The following is a 16,803-nucleotide window of genomic DNA, read 5'->3' on the forward strand; positions in this document are numbered from 1 at the left end:
GAAAGTTAAGCTTGCTGTGGGAGTCGCTTATAAACCCCCACAGCTTTAACTATCCCCTATTGCTTTAATAACTCATCGCTAGGCTTAAATTCAACATCAAGGCTCTTTAAATCGGTTGGCTTACCTAATACTCTAACTACAAGAATAAGCATTCCAAATATCATTAAAAGAGAAATCCCAGGATTAAGCCCATAACCCGCAGGTATATAACCAACCAGTGCAGCAACTACTGCCACAGTAATAGCATAAGGTAGCTGAGTATTAACATGATCCATATGATCACAAACTGAAGCCATAGAGGACATTATGGTAGTATCAGATATAGGAGAACAGTGATCACCAAAAACAGCCCCTGTAAGCACAGCACCTATAGTTGGAATTAACGGAGCACCAAGAGCATTAGCTAAGGGAACAGCAAGAGGCATGAGAATTCCCATCGTCCCCCAAGACGTTCCAGTAGCAAAGGAAACAAAAAGCGCTACCACAAAGACAACCAACGGAGCAAACTGAGGTAAAAGACGCCCTTTAGTTAGACCTATTATATATTCAGCTGTTTTCATGTCATCGCATACTCCTTTTATAGACCATGCAAGAGTTAGAATAATAAGAGCTATTATCAAGCTCTTTGCTCCTTCTACCCAGGCTTCGAAAGCTTGGGATAAGGTCAAAATTCTTTGAGAAATGGCCAGCAATATAGCAACAGCACTCGTAGTAAAGGAAGACCATAATAAGACAAGGGATGCATCCGCATTACCTATAGCATCACGAATTCCTGAAAAGGTAAAAGGTTTTTCAAGCCCTCCGCCATTATACCAAAGACCGACCAAAGTAACGATTATCATAGTTAAAATTGGAAGCCAAGCATTTATAGCCCTTATAGACTTTCCTTCAGGAACATAAAACTTGGCTAACTCAGGCGAAGCCAAAGGCTTAGCATCATCCCTCAAAAGCTTACCTGTGGTTCTAGCTCTAACTTCAGCTTGATACATAGGACCATAATCCCTTTGAAGCAAGATTATTACGAGAACCATGAAAACAGCTCCTAAACAATAAAACCTATAAGGAATGCTCTTTAAAAAGATAAGATAAGCGTTCTCCTGAATCCCTACCTTCTCAAGAGCCTGCTGAATTAAACCCAATTCGTACCCTACCCATGTTGATATTATAGCCCAACTTGCTACAGGAGAAGAAGTAGAATCAACTATATAAGAAAGCTTTTCTCTTGAAACCCTTAAGCTATCTGTTAAAGGTCTCATAGTATGCCCTACTAAAAGGGTATTTGCATAATCATCAAAAAATACTATCAGGCCCATAAGCCATGAAAAAAACTGAGCTCCTCTTGGAGTCTTAGCTCTCTTAGCTAAGCTTTGAGCTATCGCTAATGTTCCTCCGCTCCTACTCATTACACCAACTGCACCAGCTAAAGTCATAGAGAAAATCAATATTGACATGTTCCACGTCCCCCCATCCTTGGGGACAAGGGCTCTTAAAACGTAACTATCAAAGGTAGAAAGGAAACCACTCCATGGGTTCCAACCAGCAAGAATTGTTGCTCCAATCCATATACCCATGAATAGGGAAAAAAGTACTTCCTTAGTCAAAAAGCAAAGTAAAATAGCCAAAACTGGGGGCAGTAGCGATAAAAAACCATATGGATGTACATCCATGTCTTATCTCCTCCTTTCAAAAACTTAGTTTATAAAAACCTTACTCACATATGGAGATGTAGAAGCAAGAAGCATAGCTCCATAACTCAAGTTAAAGGTGAGAATGTCACCTACCTTTAAGGGGATAAGGCAATCGCTAACATCAAGAATAGTATGATCGCTTGATCCTCCTAGGACGTTAATACCTTCGAGCTGAGGGATTAACCCGTCAATATCCACATCTTGTCTACCTAATGCCAATATAGCTTTCTTTCTCACCCCCTTATCCTCAAAGCAGGTTTTTTTCCCAAAAGCATCTTTTCCTCTCTCTCCTATTGGGAAAGAAGGTTTAAACTTGAGCTCTACTATTTCAGCTTTAAGTAAAAAAGTATCCTGTCTCAAGTAAGAAATCTCCCTATCCCTACTTGAGTCTTTGCCCAGAAGTATAGCCTCTCCTACCCTAAGTTGGTTTATCCCTTTTGGCATAACTCCTTTCTCTAGAAGATATAAACTAACGGTTCCTCCAACCGAAACTATAGGAATATCAAATTTAGTATACTCTCGAGCTAAGGAAGCATAGTTTACTAACATAGATAAAGACTCCTCTGTAGGAAGAATGCCACTAAAACAACCGAAATTAGCTCCTATACCCCAAAGCTCTACACTCTTAAGAGCTTTGAAAATATCTAAATAGGATAAAAGATTGGTTGGCCATATACCTTCCCTTAGATCTCCCATATCTATCATTAGAACCGCTCTAAACCTCTTTCCAAGCCCACCAGCTCTCTCATCCAAAGCCCTTATAACGCTTATATCACTAACCAAGGCTATATCAGCAAGCTCAACAACATCCCTAATCTCCGAGAGCATAGGTATTCTTAAAAGCATAAGAGGGCAGGCTATTCCTGCCCTCCTAAGCTTCTTTACATTTTGAATCCTTGAATCTCCTAGCACTTTCACCCCAGCATCAAGAAAAGCAAAAGCTACTTCTGGAAGAGCAGAACATCCTTTAACAACACCAACAAGATCTACATCGCTCTTATTACAAAGCTCAAGAACCTTAGAGGCATTTTCTTTTATTCTTTCAAGATATATCTCCAAAGCGGGGTACATAACTAAATCACTATCAACGCCAATATAGCCTTGTGAGCATGAAGCCTGTTCTCAGCCTCATCAAAAACCACAGAAAGCGGTCCATCTATAACATCATCAGTTATCTCTTCCCCTCTATGCGCAGGAAGACAATGCATTACTATAACATCATCCTTAGCAAGAGAAACTAAAGCAGAATCTACCCTATATGGCTGAAAAAGCCTTACCCTTTCTTCCCTTTCAGATTCCTGCCCCATACTTACCCAAACATCAGTATAAATTATATCCGCACCCCTAACTCCCTCTTTAGGATCGTTCACTATTTCTACCTTAGAGCCACTTCTTTTAGCAAACTGCTTTGCTCTCTCCAGTACATCCTCATCAGGGTAGTAGCCTTTAGGGGTACATATCGTTATATCCATACCCATTATGGTGGAGCCATAAAGAAGAGAGTGAGCCATGTTATTAGCCCCATCACCTACGTAAACCAATTTTAACCCTTCAAATCTCCCTTTCTTCTCCCAAATAGTTAAAAGATCTCCCAAAACTTGGGTTGGGTGACATTTGTCAGAAAGACCATTTATAACAGGAACTGAAGAGTACTTGGCAAGCTCCTCTACTGTAGAATGTGAGTAAACTCTTGCCATTATACAATCAACATACCGTGAGAGAACCCTTGCCGTATCCGCTAGTGTTTCTCCCCTTCCAAGCTGAAGATCATTCTTACTTAAGTAAAGCGCATATCCTCCAAGTTGATACATAGCTACTTCAAAAGAAACCCTTGTTCTCGTCGATGGCTTCTCAAAAATCATCGCAAGCGTTTTTCCAGCAAGAAGAGGTGGAAACTCTCCCCTTTTAGCCTTAAGTTTAAGATCTCTAGCGGTTTCAAGAAAGGTTTCTATCTCCTCTCTTGTAAAATCCGCAAGGGTCAAAAAATGCCTACCCTTTAGTTTACATACCATCTGTATAAAACCTCCTTCAGGCTCCATATTTCTTTAGCCTTAAAGCATTTGCTAGAACTAAAGGCATAAGGTCAACAGCGTTCATTACACCTAAGCTCCCTCTTAAGCATTCGGATTCCCCAAATTTAGAGACCTTGCTTGGCAAAACATAAGGAGACCATAGCAATACCGGCACTGGATGCCAGCTATGAGCTTTAAGCAAAGACGGGGTTGAATGGTCCCCAGTAATAACCAGAACATCAGGTTTAGCTTCAATTAAGATTGGTATAGCCTTATCCACTTTCTCTATCATTTCTACCTTTTTATCGAAGGCTCCATCTTCGCCGTAAGAATCGGTTTTCTTTATATGAATATAGAAGAAATCATATTTATCCCGATTATCTTTTACTACTTTAAAGGCATCCTCAGGTTCCGGTCCTGCACTCAAGGAGCTCATACCAAGAAGCTGAGCTAAACCTCTGTACATAGGATAATAAGCTACCGAAGCACACCTTAGTCCATAAAGCTCCTCCATGCTTGGTATATCTGGTGGAAGAGAAAAACCCCTTAAAAGAATAGTATTAGCCGGAAACTCATCTTTTAAGACCTCCGTAGCCATGTCTATAAACTTATTAACTATCTCTTCAGATCTTTTAGCTTCAGGAGATAGGGCTCTAGCCTTTTCAACAGGCAAACCATTTTTCTGAGGATCTGCGTCAGTGAGCTTATCAGAAAGATTTTCACCCCTAAAAACAATCGCAAACCTATGTTCCATACCTGGATAAAGAAAAACCTGAACCCCATCTATCTCCTTTATCTTATCGGCAAGCTTGGCCGTTAGCTTCTGATTAACTTCTGTAGAAATTCTCCCAGCTCTCCTATCAGTTATAATACCATCTTTCAGAGTAGCGTAATTCCCTCTACAGGTTAAATCTCCCTTCCTAACATCAGCCCCAACTCCAAGCGTTTCTAATATCCCTCTACCGATGTCATATTTAAGAGGATCATAACCAAACAGAGCTAAGTGACCTGCTCCACTTCCAGGAGTTAAACCTGGAAAGATCGGATGAAGGAGTCCACAAGCCCCATCATAAGCAAGCTTATCCATGTTAGGAGTATAAGCAGCTTCGAGCTCAGTCTTACCGTTCACTGGCAATCCCCCGATTCCATCCACTACCAAGAAGAATATCTTAGTGTTCGCATCCCTTATTACAAGATCCCTTAATACAGACTCCCTGTCCATCAATTCCCCCTCCTTTAAAGCCCTACCTCTTCTCCTCTTCCTGCTCTCTTTGAGCTTCCTCAATTATTCTTTTAGTTATCTCAGGAGGAACCTCTTCATAATGAGATAGATTCATTCTAAAACTTCCTCTTCCAGAGGTAATTGAGCGAAGAGTTATAGCATAGCGAGCCATCTCCGCCATAGGAACTAAGGCTTTTACCGTTTGAAGCCTTCCTCTCGCTTCAATACCTAGAATCCTCCCTCGCCTGCTATTTAAGTCCCCCATAACATCGCCAAGATAATCCTCAGGTACGGTTACCTCTACCTCCATTATTGGTTCAAGCAAAACAGGGTTAGCCTCAGAAATACCTTTCTTAAAGGATAGAGATGCTGCTATTTTAAAGGCCATCTCTGAAGAGTCTACTTCGTGATACTTCCCATCGTAAAGAACAGCTTTAAAATCTACAGTGGGATAGCCTGCTAAAACACCCTTCTGCATAGCCTCCCTCAATCCCTTTTCAACCGCAGGTATATACTGCTTAGGAACAACTCCACCGACGATTCTATCCTCGAATTGAAAACCGCTCCCCCTCGGCAGAGGCTCATACTCAATCCAGACCCACCCATACTGACCACGACCTCCACTCTGCTTAACGTATTTACCCTCTGCCTTAGATCTACCTTTTATTGTCTCCCTATAAGGTATCTTAGGCATTCTAACATTAAGTTCAACATTGTACCTCGACCTCATCCTGTCTATGGCAACCTCAAGATGAATATCTCCCATACCAGCTATAATTGTGTCTCCCGTTTCAACATTCTTGTAAGATTTAAAGGTAGGATCCGCTTCCATAAGCCTCTGAAGAGCATTGCTAAGGCGATCTTCGTCACCCTTGGTTTTAGGCTCTATAGCTAAGAAATAAACTGGATCTGGAAATGTAACGCTTGGGAAAACTATAAGAGCATCCTTAGAGCATAAAGTATCTCCAAAACCGCTAACCTTAGGTTTTGCTATAACAACTATATCTCCAGCAATAGCCTTTTCAGCCTTAACAAGAGATTTACCGAGAGGATAAGACAAGTTACTTAGTCTTTCTTCTTCTCCTTTTGTAGAGTTAAAAACAGTCGCATCAGCTTGGACCTCTCCTGACCAAACCCTCAAATAAACGAGCTTACCTACATATGGATCTAAAGCTACTTTAAATACCCAAGCAGAAAAAGACCCTCCCGAGTTTGCCTTTCTTTCCATTTCCTCTTTACTATCAGGATGGATCCCCTTAACAGGAGGCCTTTCTACAGGAGATGGAAGAAGATCTACTATATATTCCATAAGTTGCTTTATCCCAATATTCTCAGTAGACGAACCACATAAAACAGGGATTATTTCTCCCTTTAGCACCGCTTTCCTCATTGCCTTAACTATTTCATCTGGAGACACCTCTTCTCCGTTAAGATACCTCTCCATAAGCGATTCATCAGTTTCTACGACCTTTTCTACAAGCATCTCCTTCATCTCAGAAACTCTATCTTTCAAATCAGCAGGAATCTCTTCTTCCTTAAACTTTCCGCTCCTATCTTTCTCGTAAACATAAGCCTTGCCTTTGAGAAGATCAATGACACCCTTAAAAGTTTGCTCAGATCCTATAGGAATGAGTATAGGAATAGCATCTCTGGAAAGGTAATCCTTTATCATTTCATAAACCCTATAAAAATCTGCTCTCTCCCTATCAAGCTTATTTACGAAAACCATTCTTGGCAAACCAAGCTCAGCAGCATATTCCCACGTCTTTTCTGTATTAACTTCAACACCAGAGACAGCACAAACCACACTTATCAAGCTATCGCAAACCCTTATCGAAGCAAGAACCTCTCCTATAAAATCAGCATAACCAGGCATATCTATAACATTTATCCTTTTGCCCTTATAATCAACAAAGCCAACCGCAGCGTTAATGGAGATTTTTCTCTTAATCTCATCAGGATCAAAATCCATAACAGTATTACCCTCATCAACTTTCCCTAACCGCGTAATAGAACCTCCATTAAAAAGAATGGCTTCCGCTAACGAAGTTTTACCAGCACCACCATGAGCTATCAAACCTACATTTCTAATGTCAGAAGAGTTATACCCCATAATTTTAACCTCCTCCTTTACATAATATTCCAATTGCCTCTATATGAGACGTCTGAGGGAACATATCAACCCATTTAAGGGCTACTAAATTATAGCCCGCTTCTTTCAAAACATTCGCATCCCTTGCCAAAACGGGAGGATGACAAGAAACGTAAATCAGCTTTCTTATGTTACTTCTTTTAATGGCATCTATCACTTCCTTTCCCATTCCTTCTCTAGGCGGGTCAGCAACAAGAGCCTCAGCTTCAAAATCAAATAAAAGAGAAGGGAAAATTCGCCCTACGTCTCCTCTTATAACTTCCACTTTTCCTAAAAGGCCATATCTGCGAAGATTTTCCTCCGCATCTTCAACTGCAGAACTATTTACCTCTATAAGCTTAACCTCCTTACCATCAATAGCAAGCAACATAGCTAAAATTCCAACCCCACCATAAAGATACCATACTTTCTTAACTTCCTTAAGCTCCTTGACTATAAAAAAATAAAGCTCTTCACCTACCTTAGGATTAACCTGTGAGAAAGAATCATAAGAAAATCTAATGTCAAGATTGCACCATTTCCCAAATATATAAGGCTTTCCTTTCAAAACAGACTTCCTTTCAATTATGGAAAAAGGAAGCTCCTTAAGTTTTTCTCTCTTCCTTTTCTTCACCCCCTCCTTAATATGAACAAGAACTTCACCACTTCCATAACTACATATAATAGAAATCTCTTCCCCTTTTTCGAAACCTCTTATCTCCTCTAAACTCCTTTTAGCCTCATTTATGGAAGACACAAGAATTGGACAATCTCCAACCCAAACAATTTCATTGGTTCCTTCTTTAAAAAAACCTAACCTTCCTCTATGATCAGAATGAAAACGAGCTCTATATCTATAACCCCACGGCTGCCCTTCAGAAATCAATTCCGGTTTAATAGAAAAACCCCCTATTCTCTTAAAAACATCCTCTAAAACCTGATTTTTAAGGCAAATTTGAGCTTCGTAGGATATATGTTGCCAATCACACCCCCCACAAATTCCAAAATACGAACATCTTGGAGAAACTCTAAAAGGAGAAGGCTCTATGACCTCCACAATATTAGCAAAAGAATAACTTTTCCTTCTATCCTTTATCCTAGCCTCAACTACCTCTCCACTAATACCCCCTTTAACAAATATGAGACCATCCGGTGTTCGACATAATCCATATCCGCCATAAACCATCTTTTCAATAAAAAGCCTCATGAAAGAGCTTTAAGCTCCTCCTCCAATACTTTTCTTACTACAGCCGGATTAGCTTTTCCTTTCGTTACCCTCATAACCTGCCCCAAGAGAAAATTAAATGCTTTATCTTTACCACTTAAGTAAGAATGAACCGCATCTTGATTCTCAGCTAAAACGGACTTCACCGCTTCCCTTATCGCACTTTCATCACTAACCTGCTCTAATCCTTTAGATTTAACTATTTCATGAGGAAACCTCCTCAATCTAACGGCTTCCTCAAAAACGGATTTCGCAATTTGAGCGTTTATCACCCCATTATCAAGAAGCTCCAATATTTCTTTAAGATAAGGAACCACAAAAACGCTTTCCTCTATTCTAAGATTAAGCTCATCAACTATCCTAAGAAACTCCACTTGAAGCCAATTAGAAACCTCTTTCGGCCTACCTATCTCTCTAACACAGGTATCAAAGAGATCTCCTAGGGGCTTAGAAGAGCTTAAAACTGAAACTTCATAATCCCCTAAGCCATAGTCTCTTTTCCACCTTTCTCTTCGAGCCTTCGGAAGCTCTGGCATAGTTGCCCTTATCTCGCTAATAAGCTCATCAGTAATAGTCAATGGCAATAAATCAGGCTCAGGAAAATAACGATAATCATGAGCTTCTTCTTTACCTCTTAAAGAGGTGGTTATACCCCTTGAATCATCCCAATGTCTTGTCTCTTGAACAACTTCTCCCCCAGAAAGAATCGTATCTATCTGTCTTCTAATCTCGTAAGCCAAGGCCCTTTCAATAGCCTTAAAGGAGTTCATGTTTTTGATCTCCGTTTTTGTACCCCATTTACCATCAACGGATATAGATATATTAGCATCACATCTTAAGGAACCTTCTTCCATATTACCATCTGAAACCCCTATATGTTGAACCAAGCTCCTTAACTCCATAACGAAAGCTTTAGCTTCCTCTGGAGAGGAAATATCAGGTTCTGTAACTATTTCTATAAGAGGGACACCACACCTGTTAAAGTCAACTAAAGAGTATTGCGCTCCTTCTAGCCTACCAGTCTTTGTAGGGTGAACAAGCTTTCCTGCATCTTCTTCCATATGGATCCTTCTTATCCTAACTTTTTTACCATTAACTTCAAGATAACCATGCACCCCTAATGGTATATCGTACTGAGATATTTGGTAAGCTTTAGGAAGATCAGGATAGAAATAGTTCTTTCTATGAAACCTCGTTTTTCTTAATATATTACAATTTAAAGCTATAGCAGCCCTAAGGGCAAGCTTTAAAGCCTCCTTATTAAGAACAGGAAGAGAACCTGGAAGTCCTAAGCAAACAGGACAAACTATAGTATTAGGCTCCCTTCCCACATAGTCAGTAGGACAAGAACAAAAAAGCTTGGTCCTCGTGAGAAGCTGACAGTGTATTTCAAGACCTATAACAGGCTTAAGCTCCAAGGAAGATCACCTCCCGTATGGCCTATAAGCGTGAAGTTCTGTTTCTCTTTCAAAAGCTGATGCTACTTTCAAAAGACCAAATTCATCTAAAGCCCTACCCATAATCTGAATTCCTATTGGTAACCCCTCTTGAGAAAAACCACCATTTATCGATATAGCAGGTATACCAGCTAAGTTAACTGGAACCGTGAATATATCCGAAAGATACATAAGTAGAGGGTCCTCCACCTTCTCCCCTATCCTAAAAGCCGGAGTTGGCGATGTAGGTGTTAGAATGTAATCTACAACTTTAAAAGCTTCATCAAAATCCATTTTAACGAGTCTTCTAACCTTAAGAGCTTTAAGATAGAAAGCATCATAATACCCAGCACTCAGAACGTAAGTGCCTATCATTATCCTCCTTTTCACCTCATCACCAAAACCGTTTGTTCTTGTTTCAAGATACATTTCCCTCAATGACTCCCCTTTAATCCTCAAACCGTATTGTACACCGTCATATCTAGCAAGGTTAGAACTCGCCTCAGCCGGAGCAATTATGTAATAAGTAGGAAGCGCATATTCCGTATGAGGTAACGATATCTCACATATCTTTGCCCCAAGCCTTTCAAAAGCTCTCTTTGCCTCCTCTACTACTTTAGCTACCGAAGGATCAAGAGCTTCACTTATATATTCTTTTGGTATACCGAGCTTTATACCTCTAAGATCCCCAGCTTCACAGGCATCAAGATAATTAGGTAAGGACACATTAAGCGAGGTCGAGTCCATGTCATCCTTTCCAGCTATAACTTGAAGCAACAAAGCACAATCCTTAACATCCTTAGTCATAGGCCCTATCTGATCTAATGAAGAAGCATAAGCTATAAGGCCATACCTTGAAACCAAGCCGTATGTGGGTTTCAACCCCACTATCCCACAGAAAGAAGCAGGTTGCCTAACTGATCCTCCCGTATCAGAACCCAAAGAGAGTATAGTTTCACCAGCTGCAACTGCTGCAGCCGATCCACCGCTTGAACCACCTGGGACACGTTCCAAACACCAAGGATTTCTTGTAGGACCAAATGCCGAGTTTTCCGTTGATGAGCCCATAGCAAACTCATCTAGGTTGGTTTTGCCTATAATTATAGCTCCGGCCTTTTTAACCCTATTTACAACAGTAGCATCATATGGAGGATAAAAACCTTTTAAAATCTTAGAGGCACAAGTAGTTTCTACACCTTTGGTGCAGATGATATCCTTGATCGCAATCGGAATTCCTCCCAAGGGAAGATCTTCACCCTTTTCTAATCTTCCTCTAATAATTTTTGCTTGATCATAAGCTTCTTCTTTCAAAATCGTTATATAGGAATGCAGATCCCTTTCAACCTCATCTATTCTTCTAAAAATGGAATCGAGTATATCCTCTGGAATTATCTCCTTTTTATCTATCATCTCCTTAAGTCTCCATGCAGGTAGATCACATAGTTCCAAGTTATATCCCTCCTCATTCAACTATTCTAGGAACCTTTATATAACCAAATTCCCTTTCCGGAGCCATTTTTAAAACATCTTCTTGATCAAGACCTTCCCTAACTTCATCTTCTCTTAAAGGAGTCGACTCTTCTATAACATGACTTAGAGGCTCAATTTGCGTGGTATCAAGCTCTTGCAACTTAGTGAAATAATCAAGAATTCTACTAAAATGCTTAAGCATTTTCTCTTTCTCTTCTCCTTTCAAATCCAGATTAGCTAATTTCATAACGTGCTCTACATCTTCCATAGTTACTCTCATAAAATCCAACCTCCTTAAAAGAGAGTAAGTCCCTTCTCCCGTTTAACCTCCACTCCTGCTTCCTTCAATTTCTCAAGAAACTCTTCTTCCTTCAAAATAGGAATTCCTAAAAGCAGAGCCTTATCATACTTGGAACCAGGGTTCTCCCCAACTATGACTAAATTAGTTTTTCCGCTTACGTTATCCAAAACCTGTGCTCCAAGACTCTCGACAAGCTGAGAAGCTTGTGCTCGAGTAAAATTCTTAAGCTCCCCAGTGAAAACTACAGTTTTACCTTTGAAAAAGTTTTCCCTAATTTCCTTAGGAATCTCTTTCTCTTTACCAAGATTTACTCCAGCTCTCTTAAGCTTCTCTATAAGATCTAAACTCTGTGGCTCTCTGAAAAACTCAATAACACTCGAAGCTACCTTTTCTCCTATGCCCTCTATTTCCATGAGCTCGAGATAAGAGGCATTAACAAGCCTATCTATCGTTCCAAACTTATCAGCTAGAAGCTTTGCAACCACTTTACCAACATATCTTATACCAAGACCGAAAATTAAATTCGCAAGAGGCCTGCTCTTACTAGCATTTATAGCTCTAATTAAATTTGATGCGCTTTTTGGTCCCATCCTCTCTAGTGAAAGAAGCCGATCATAAGTTATATAGTATATATCAGCAATATCCTTCACAAACTTCCTTTCTACAAGTTGGTCTATTATAGCTGGGCCGAGTCCCCTTATATCCATGGCATCTCTACTAGCAAAATGCCTTATCCTTTCCTTTAACTGAGCCGGACAGTTTATACCTATACACCTATAGGCTACCTCTCCCTCAGGTCTAACGACACTTGCTCCACAAACAGGACATTTATCTGGCATTTCAAAATCCACTTCTTCACCTGTCCTTCGCTCAGTTACAACCTTAACGATCTCAGGTATAATCTCCCCAGCCTTTCTAACTACAACCCAATCACCTATCTTAACGTCTTTGCGACGGATCTCATCTTCATTGTGAAGAGAAGCTCTCTTAACTACAGTACCCCCTAAATGGACTGGTTCAAATATAGCAACTGGGGTTAAAACCCCTGTTCTACCAACATTTATAACAATCTCTAGAACCCTAGTAACAGCCTCCTCAGGAGGAAATTTGAAGGCTATAGCCCAGCGCGGGCTCTTACTTGTAAAACCGAGCTTCTCCCAGAGATCTATACGATTTACCTTAAGAACTACCCCATCAATAGCGTAACTCAGGTCCACTTTCTTCTTTTCCCAATCTTCACAATAACTCCAAACTTCTTCTATGTTTTTACATAACTTTGAATGCGGGTTTACCTTAAATCCAAGCTCTTTTATAAAGTTAAGCGCATCCCAATGTCTATAAATCCCCCATTTTTCTGGATTTATCAAATAGTAAACATATATATCCAAAGCACGAGAAGCTGTAATTCTTGGATCAAGCTGGCGAAGAGAACCTGCAGCAGCATTCCTAGGATTAGCAAAAAGAGGCAAGCCTGCTTCTTCTCTTTCAGCATTTATTCTCCTAAACTCTTCCTTTGTCATAAAAACCTCTCCTCTAACTTCTAGTCTACCAGGAACATCCTTAATTAGTCTTAAAGGTAGCGTCTTTATAGTTCTAAGGTTAGCAGTTACATCCTCACCTGTTATTCCATCACCCCTGGTAGCTCCAACCGTGAAAACCCCGTCTTCATATATAAGAGATACGGAAACCCCATCTATTTTATGCTCAACAACATACTCTATCTCACTTTCTCCGCTCCACTTCTTTATCCTCTGGTCAAAAGCCAAAAGCTCTTCTTTAGAAAAAGCATTATCAAGACTAAGCATAGGCTCTTCATGTCTGACCTTCTTAAACTCAGGCGCTGGAATCCCACCAACCCTTTGTGTAGGAGAATCAGGAGTTATAAGCTCTGGATATTTAGATTCAAGCTCTCTTAGCTTACGCACAAGCTCATCGTATTCTGCATCAGATATAATGGGATCGTTTAATACGTAGTATCTATAGTCATGATAAGCTATCTCCTTTTTTAACCTTTCAACATATTCAACTATTTCCCTCGGTATCTCCCTCCCCATCTTCAATCCCCCTTTCTGGCCTAAGATGAGGAAAGAGGATTACATCCCTTATTGAAGGAGCACCTGTTAATATCATCACAAATCTATCTATACCGATGCCTATCCCTGCCGCAGGAGGCATACCGTATTCAAGAGCCCTAACGAAATCCTCATCCATTGGGTGAGCTTCTTCATCTCCCTTTTCGCGCTTCCTAGCTTGCTCTTCAAAGCGAGCCTTTTGATCAAAAGGATCATTAAGTTCAGAGAAAGCATTAGCTATTTCAAATCCTCCAATGAAAAGCTCAAACCTATCAGTTAACTCAATCTTATAAGGATTTCTTTTAGCTAAAGGAGAAACCTCAACAGGATACTCTATTACAAAGGTAGGCTGAATAAGCTTCTTTTCGACAAGCTCTTCAAAAACCTCAAACATGAGAGCAGGAAGGCTATCTGCCTTCTCAACATTTATACCTTTACCCCGGACAACCATTTTCGCTTCTTCAAAACTACTTATGGAGTCAAAATCTATACCTGCGTAAAGCTTGATCGCATCCTTCATGGTAATCCTTTTCCAAGGAGGAGTGAAATCTATAATTTCCCCATTGTACTCTACCCTTAGATCCCCTATCACTTCCTTCACCACATAGCTTATGCATTCCTCAAAAAGTTTTATCATATCATCATAATTGGCATAAGCCCAGTAAAGCTCAAGAGATGTAAACTCTGGATTGTGTTGAGTAGAAATCCCTTCATTCCTAAAGTTTCTCCCTATCTCGTAAATCCTCTCAAACCCTCCCACAAGCAACCTTTTTAAGTAAAGCTCAGGAGCTATCCTTAAGTAGAGCTTCATATCAAGTGCATTATGATAAGTTACAAATGGTCGCGCTGCTGCTCCCGTAGCTATAGGTTGAAGTATAGGAGTTTCTACCTCTATAAACCCTTTTGAATCAAGAAACTCTCTAAAAAGCTTTATAACTTTACTTCTTATTAAGAACCTCTTCCTGCTCTCAAGATTAGCAATTAAATCAAGATATCTCTGTCTATAGCGAGTTTCCACATCCTTTAGACCATGCCACTTTTCCGGTAAAGCTCTTAGAGCTTTAGTTAAAAGAGAAAAATCGGTAACCCATACAGAAAGCTCTCCTCTTCTCGTTCTAAAGGGGAATCCTTTAGCACCTATGATATCACCTGTATCAACCCAATTCTTAAAAAAGCTATACTTTTCCTCACCAAGCCTATCGTATTGAAAATAAAGTTGGATATCCCCTGTTTGATCCCTCAAATGAGCAAAACCAGCTTTGCCGTGAATTCTAAGAGTAATTATTCTCCCAGCTACTGAAACCTCTTCATTTGCTACTTCATCTCCCTTAAGGTAAAAAAACCTCCTCTTTATCTCATCAGCACTATTCCTCTTCTCATACCTATCAACCTTAAAAGGATCATAGCCAGTTTCCTCCCTAAGTCTTTCAAGCTTGCTTAATCTTTGTCTATAGATCTCATCTATCTCGATCAACTTCATTCCCCCCTATCTTTGACTTTAAGGAGTATAAAACCTCCATAATGCCATTAAGGCTGCTGAGCCTAAGAATGTACCCTCTAAGCCAGCTTGCCCCTTTAATATCTCTCAATACCCAAGGAACTAAGGTTTTAACATATTTAGCCCCCCTCGTATCACTATAACACTCCTTAACTTTTGAACAAAACCTTAAAAGCCACTCTAATTTATCTAAAGCTGTCTCCTTTAAATAAAATCCCTTGCTTTCAAGCTCTCTTACCTGCCTTAAAAGTAAAGGATTTCTCAAAACGCCACTTGCAAGCATGATACCATCACATTTAGTGATCTCTACCATCCTAATTGCATCCTCAGGTCGATTTATCCCACCATTACCGATAACGGGAACAGAAACCTCCCCTTTTAGGGTTTTTATACTATCCCAGTCAGCCGGACCAGAGGATCCATCTTCAACGTATCTTGCATGAAGAGTTATCCAGGAAACCCCTTCCCTTTCAAGTTTTTTAGCAAGCTCAAGAAAAACCTCTTTACCCTTCCACCCCTTTCTAATCTTAACGCTAACGGGGATAGAAACTCTTTCCTTAACCTCGCAAAAAAGCCTTACAGCCTTATCTATGCTTAAAAGGAGAGATGCTCCTCCTCCGCTCTTTAATATCTTTCTAGCAGGACAACCCATGTTTATATCTATACTTGAGGCTCCCCACTTCTCAGCTATTATTGCCCCTTGAGCTACTTTTTCAGGATCCCCTCCCACTATCTGAACCCCTACAGGACCTTCCCAGGAAGCAATGTCTATCAAACTCAGTGCTTTTGGATCTCTATGATATAAAGCAACGCCACTTATCATCTCAGTATACGCATAGTCAAGCCCATCTTCCCAAAAAAGGCCTCTAAAAGGAAGCTTTGTTATACCCGCTATAGGAGCTAGGAAAATCCTTATCACGAGTTTCTTTCGTAAATTATTCTAAGTCCTTCAAGGGTTAACCAAGGGTTAACAAGATTAATTTCCTTAGATTCTTCCGCAACCAGATCTATCAAACCGCCCGTTGCAACAACAAAGGCATGTTCTCCTATCTCCCTTTTAATTCTTCTTACCATACCATCTATCATAGAAGCATAGCCAAAAATCAAACCCGATTGAATATTTTCTTCCGTGTTTTTACCAATAGAAGATCTAGGTTTCTTTAACTCTACCCTAGGAAGCAAAGCAGTTTTGGCAAACAGAGCTTCCGAAGCCACTTTAATCCCAGGAAATATTGCCCCTCCAAGCCAATTACCATTCTCATCTATAGCACACCACGTCAAGGCTGTTCCCATATCTATTACTATAACAGGAGCTCCATATAAAAAATAGGCCCCTACAGCGTTTGCTATCCTATCAGCTCCAACGCTTGCAGGATTATCAACCGCTATCCTTATACCCAAATCAAGCTTATAAGAAACCCAGAGAATATTAAGAGAAAGCATTTCTTTAACTACCTTTGTTATAGGCTCTACTAAGGGTGGAACTACACTAGAACCAACTGCTCCTTTAATGTCGCCTGAAGCTATATCAGACATTTTCAATATAGAATTCAATAAAATTGCATACTCATCTTTAGTTTTATCCCTATCAGTAGCCAACCTCCATGCTCGAAGAAGCTCGCTATCTTTGTAAAAACCCAAGACTATATTAGTGTTACCCACATCTACAGTTAAAAGCATGCTCTTCCCTCCTCTAGAAAACAAGCAATCTAAACTAAATTTTAGAGTTAGCATTTAAAAGTGTCAAG

The 16,803-nt window shown here is 40.1% G+C and carries 13 protein-coding genes; all 13 read right to left on the reverse strand.

The features are described 5' to 3' along the window. Positions 1–56: 56 nt before the first annotated feature. The 13 genes from NZ900_00425 to NZ900_00485 are packed head-to-tail and all read right to left on the reverse strand — an operon-like array spanning position 57 to position 16,735. On the reverse strand, positions 57–1,667 hold the full coding sequence (locus tag NZ900_00425; GenBank protein MCS7232562.1) for a Na+/H+ antiporter NhaC family protein: 1,611 nt from the start codon (positions 1,665–1,667) through the stop codon (positions 57–59). 24 nt (positions 1,668–1,691) lie between these two features. After that, positions 1,692–2,759, reverse strand: coding sequence for an alanine/ornithine racemase family PLP-dependent enzyme (locus tag NZ900_00430; GenBank protein ID MCS7232563.1), 1,068 nt, complete (start codon positions 2,757–2,759; stop codon positions 1,692–1,694). 2 nt (positions 2,760–2,761) lie between these two features. Next, the gene (gene argF, locus NZ900_00435) at positions 2,762–3,700 is read right to left on the reverse strand and encodes an ornithine carbamoyltransferase (GenBank protein MCS7232564.1); all 939 of its coding nucleotides are present in this window, start codon (positions 3,698–3,700) and stop codon (positions 2,762–2,764) included. A gap of 16 nt (positions 3,701–3,716) precedes the next feature. Beyond that, complete coding sequence (locus tag NZ900_00440) at positions 3,717–4,922, reverse strand: 2,3-bisphosphoglycerate-independent phosphoglycerate mutase (GenBank protein MCS7232565.1); 1,206 nt, start codon at positions 4,920–4,922, stop codon at positions 3,717–3,719. Between the two features lie 22 nt (positions 4,923–4,944). Then, positions 4,945–7,035: an elongation factor G gene (gene fusA / locus NZ900_00445; GenBank protein MCS7232566.1), complete on the reverse strand. Its 2,091-nt coding sequence runs from the start codon at positions 7,033–7,035 to the stop codon at positions 4,945–4,947. Positions 7,036–7,039: 4 nt separating this feature from the next. Further along, positions 7,040–8,260 (reverse strand): class I SAM-dependent RNA methyltransferase, encoded by a 1,221-nt coding sequence (locus tag NZ900_00450; protein MCS7232567.1) that lies wholly within the window; start codon positions 8,258–8,260, stop codon positions 7,040–7,042. Further along, on the reverse strand, positions 8,257–9,696 hold the full coding sequence (gene gatB / locus NZ900_00455) for an Asp-tRNA(Asn)/Glu-tRNA(Gln) amidotransferase subunit GatB (protein MCS7232568.1): 1,440 nt from the start codon (positions 9,694–9,696) through the stop codon (positions 8,257–8,259). Before gatB ends, NZ900_00450 begins: the two co-directional genes overlap by 4 nt. A 6-nt stretch (positions 9,697–9,702) precedes the next feature. After that, positions 9,703–11,124 carry an Asp-tRNA(Asn)/Glu-tRNA(Gln) amidotransferase subunit GatA gene (gene gatA, locus NZ900_00460; GenBank protein MCS7232569.1) on the reverse strand — a complete coding sequence of 474 codons (1,422 nt, stop codon included), beginning with the start codon at positions 11,122–11,124 and terminating at the stop codon, positions 9,703–9,705. A gap of 52 nt (positions 11,125–11,176) precedes the next feature. Continuing rightward, complete coding sequence (gene gatC / locus NZ900_00465) at positions 11,177–11,464, reverse strand: Asp-tRNA(Asn)/Glu-tRNA(Gln) amidotransferase subunit GatC (protein MCS7232570.1); 288 nt, start codon at positions 11,462–11,464, stop codon at positions 11,177–11,179. Positions 11,465–11,478: 14 nt separating this feature from the next. Continuing rightward, entirely contained in the window at positions 11,479–13,539 is a 2,061-nt protein-coding gene (gene ligA / locus NZ900_00470) for an NAD-dependent DNA ligase LigA (GenBank protein ID MCS7232571.1), read from the reverse strand. Beyond that, positions 13,508–15,037 carry a lysine--tRNA ligase gene (gene lysS / locus NZ900_00475; GenBank protein MCS7232572.1) on the reverse strand — a complete coding sequence of 510 codons (1,530 nt, stop codon included), beginning with the start codon at positions 15,035–15,037 and terminating at the stop codon, positions 13,508–13,510. Before lysS ends, ligA begins: the two co-directional genes overlap by 32 nt. Continuing rightward, entirely contained in the window at positions 15,015–15,974 is a 960-nt protein-coding gene (locus tag NZ900_00480; protein MCS7232573.1) for a tRNA-dihydrouridine synthase family protein, read from the reverse strand. Before NZ900_00480 ends, lysS begins: the two co-directional genes overlap by 23 nt. Further along, positions 15,971–16,735 carry a type III pantothenate kinase gene (locus tag NZ900_00485; GenBank protein ID MCS7232574.1) on the reverse strand — a complete coding sequence of 255 codons (765 nt, stop codon included), beginning with the start codon at positions 16,733–16,735 and terminating at the stop codon, positions 15,971–15,973. Before NZ900_00485 ends, NZ900_00480 begins: the two co-directional genes overlap by 4 nt. Positions 16,736–16,803: the final 68 nt, after the last annotated feature.

Source organism: Synergistota bacterium (assembly GCA_025060595.1).
GTDB lineage: Bacteria > Synergistota > GBS-1 > GBS-1 > GBS-1 > 42-11.

Coding starts and splice junctions, on each gene's coding strand:
- gatC (MCS7232570.1), bottom strand. CDS start 11,464: ATGAGAGTAACTATGGAAGATGTAGAGCACGTTATGAAATTAGCTAAT.
- lysS (MCS7232572.1), bottom strand. CDS start 15,037: ATGAAGTTGATCGAGATAGATGAGATCTATAGACAAAGATTAAGCAAG.
- NZ900_00440 (MCS7232565.1), bottom strand. CDS start 4,922: ATGGACAGGGAGTCTGTATTAAGGGATCTTGTAATAAGGGATGCGAAC.
- NZ900_00430 (MCS7232563.1), bottom strand. CDS start 2,759: ATGTACCCCGCTTTGGAGATATATCTTGAAAGAATAAAAGAAAATGCC.
- NZ900_00485 (MCS7232574.1), bottom strand. CDS start 16,735: ATGCTTTTAACTGTAGATGTGGGTAACACTAATATAGTCTTGGGTTTT.
- NZ900_00450 (MCS7232567.1), bottom strand. CDS start 8,260: ATGAGGCTTTTTATTGAAAAGATGGTTTATGGCGGATATGGATTATGT.
- ligA (MCS7232571.1), bottom strand. CDS start 13,539: ATGGGGAGGGAGATACCGAGGGAAATAGTTGAATATGTTGAAAGGTTA.
- gatA (MCS7232569.1), bottom strand. CDS start 11,124: ATGATAGATAAAAAGGAGATAATTCCAGAGGATATACTCGATTCCATT.
- argF (MCS7232564.1), bottom strand. CDS start 3,700: ATGGTATGTAAACTAAAGGGTAGGCATTTTTTGACCCTTGCGGATTTT.
- NZ900_00425 (MCS7232562.1), bottom strand. CDS start 1,667: ATGGATGTACATCCATATGGTTTTTTATCGCTACTGCCCCCAGTTTTG.
- fusA (MCS7232566.1), bottom strand. CDS start 7,035: ATGGGGTATAACTCTTCTGACATTAGAAATGTAGGTTTGATAGCTCAT.